This window comes from Streptomyces sp. SID3212, assembly GCF_009865405.1.
Classification (GTDB): Bacteria; Actinomycetota; Actinomycetes; order Streptomycetales; family Streptomycetaceae; genus Streptomyces.
Map to the genome: position 1 here is coordinate 1 of NZ_WWJY01001253.1, position 2458 is coordinate 2458.

At 73.8% G+C, this 2458-nt stretch carries 3 protein-coding genes; 2 read left to right on the forward strand and 1 reads right to left on the reverse strand.

Annotated features, from left to right (window positions below; genetic code table 11):
- The coding region (locus GT042_RS37700; protein WP_161313172.1) for a hypothetical protein at positions 1 to 365 on the reverse strand (365 nt) is incomplete at its 3' end.
- Between the two features lie 268 nt (positions 366 to 633).
- Here GT042_RS37700 and fmt point away from each other — a divergent pair.
- A complete protein-coding gene (gene fmt, locus GT042_RS37705) occupies positions 634 to 1578 on the forward strand; it encodes a methionyl-tRNA formyltransferase (protein ID WP_161313173.1) in 945 nt (314 codons plus the stop codon).
- 33 nt (positions 1579 to 1611) lie between these two features.
- A partial coding sequence (locus GT042_RS37710) for a transcription antitermination factor NusB (RefSeq protein ID WP_272925818.1) occupies positions 1612 to 2458 on the forward strand: 847 nt, incomplete at its 3' end.

Sequence of the window (2458 nt, forward strand, 5' to 3'; positions counted from 1 at the left end):
GCGCCCGGCTGCGGCGTCGCCCGCCGCGCGCCGTAACGGCGGTGCACCGCCTGCTTGGTGACCCCCAGCGCCGACCCCACCGCGTCCCAGGAGAAACCCAGCGAGCGGTCGAAGTCCACGGCCGCCGTCACCAGGGTCTCGACACTGTCGCGCAGCTCCTGCGCGAGGCGGACGGTCGGCGCGGGGGCTCTGCCGTAGACGACGAAACCCGTCGACGGGCCGGAGCGGCGCGGGCGGTAGACGTTCCCCAGCTGGGCGGTGAGGGTGCGCAGCGCGTCCACCTGACGCCTGACCCGCTCGATGTCCCGCACCAGGAGGTGCAGACTTGCCCGGGCTTGTGCGTCGTGGGTGGTGTGGTCGGCCATGAACAAGCCTCTCGAACCGGCGTTGAAAAGGATCCGGGCCGCACCGGTGCGGCCCGTGTAGGTCAATCTCCCTTGACAACGCGTAACCCGCCGTTGTGGTCACGCTGCGGGGGCGTATCCGCATATGCGCGGGGCGCGCGCCACGACGTACGCCCCCTCAGGCCCCCACCCCCGCCGCCGCATAGACTGGTGCGTCGCCCGCGCCCCGTACCGGCTGGTCACCGCGCGAGCGGCCCACCGCACCCGTCCGAGAGGCAGTCAGCCACCGATGAAGCTCGTCTTCGCCGGCACCCCCGAGGTCGCCGTACCCGCCCTGGACGCACTCCTCGCCTCGGGCAGGCACGAGGTCGCCGCCGTCGTGACCCGGCCCGACGCCCCGGCGGGACGCGGGCGCAGGCTGGTCGCCAGCCCGGTCGCCGAGCGCGCGGAGGAGGCCGGCATCGAGGTGCTCAAGCCCGCGAGACCCCGCGACGAGGACTTCCTCGCCCGGCTCCGGGAGATCGCCCCCGACTGCTGCCCGGTGGTCGCCTACGGCGCGCTGCTGCCCCGCGTCGCCCTCGACATCCCCGCCCACGGCTGGGTGAACCTCCACTTCTCGCTGCTGCCCGCCTGGCGCGGCGCCGCACCCGTTCAGCACGCCGTCATGGCCGGTGACGAGATGACCGGCGCGGCCACCTTCCAGATCGAGGAGGGGCTGGACTCGGGTCCGGTCTACGGGGTGATCACCGAGGCGGTACGGCCCACCGACACCAGCGGCGACCTGCTGACCCGCCTCGCCTTCGCCGGTTCGGGACTGCTCGCCGCGACCATGGACGGCATCGAGGACGGCACCCTCAAGCCCCGCCCGCAGCCCGCCGAGGGCATCACGCTCGCCCCGAAGCTGACCGTCGAGGACGCGCGTGTCGACTGGGGGGCGCCCGCGCTGCGCGTCGACCGGGTCGTCCGCGCCTGCACCCCCGCCCCCGGCGCCTGGACGGTGTTCCGCGGCGAGCGGCTCAAGCTGATCCAGCTGGGGCTGTTCCCCGGCCGTACGGAACTGGCCCCCGGCGAGCTGGCCGTGGGCAAGAACAGCGTGCACGCGGGGACCGGTTCGCACGACGTCGAGCTGCTCTGGGTCCAGCCGCAGGGCAAGAAGCCGATGCGCGCCGCCGACTGGGCCCGCGGGGTACGGATCGCCCCGGGCGAACGGCTGGGCGCCGCCGACGTAGGCTGAGAGGGATCGACTCTTCCTCACCGCGGAGCACCTTTGAACGAGCAGGCCCGTCGCCGTCCCGCCACCCCGTACCGCCGCCCCAAGAAGGATCCCGTGCGGATGCTCGCCTTCGAGGCGCTGCGGGCGGTGGACGAACGGGACGCCTACGCGAACCTCGTTCTGCCGCCCCTTCTCAAGAAGGCGAGAGAGAACAAGGAGTTCGAGACCCGCGACGCGGCCCTCGCCACCGAGCTGGTGTACGGGACGCTGCGCCGCCAGGGCACGTACGACGCGATCATCTCCGCGTGCATCGACCGGCCGCTGCGCGAGGTCGACCCGCCGGTCCTGGACGTGCTGGCCCTCGGCGCCCACCAGCTCCTGGGCACCCGCATCCCCACGCACGCCGCCGTCTCCGCCAGTGTCGAGCTGGCCCGGGTGGTGCTCGGCGACGGACGCGCGCGGTTCGTGAACGCCGTCCTGCGGAAGATCTCGCAGCACGACCTGGACTCCTGGCTCCAGCAGGTCGCCCCGTCGTACGACCAGGACCCCGAGGACCATCTCGCGGTGGTCCACTCCCACCCCCGCTGGGTGGTCTCCGCGCTGTGGGACGCGCTGGGCGGCGGCCGTGCCGGCATCGAGGATCTGCTCGAAGCGGACAACGAACGCCCCGAGGTGACGCTCGTCGCCCGCCCCGGCCGCTCCACCACCGCCGAACTGCTCGAAGCGGTCGGTGAGGACTCCGCGCTGCCGGGCCGCTGGTCGCCCTACGCGGTACGGCTGGCCGAGGGCGGCGAGCCCGGAGCGCTGGACGCGGTACGGGACGGCCGGGCAGGCGTCCAGGACGAGGGCAGCCAACTGGTCGCGGCGGCCGTGGCCAACGCCCCGCTCGACGGCCAGGATG

What these genes read in the sequence shown, in the direction of transcription:
- fmt (WP_161313173.1), top strand. Translation starts at nt 634, where the DNA reads ATGAAGCTCGTCTTCGCCGGCACCCCCGAGGTCGCCGTACCCGCCCTG.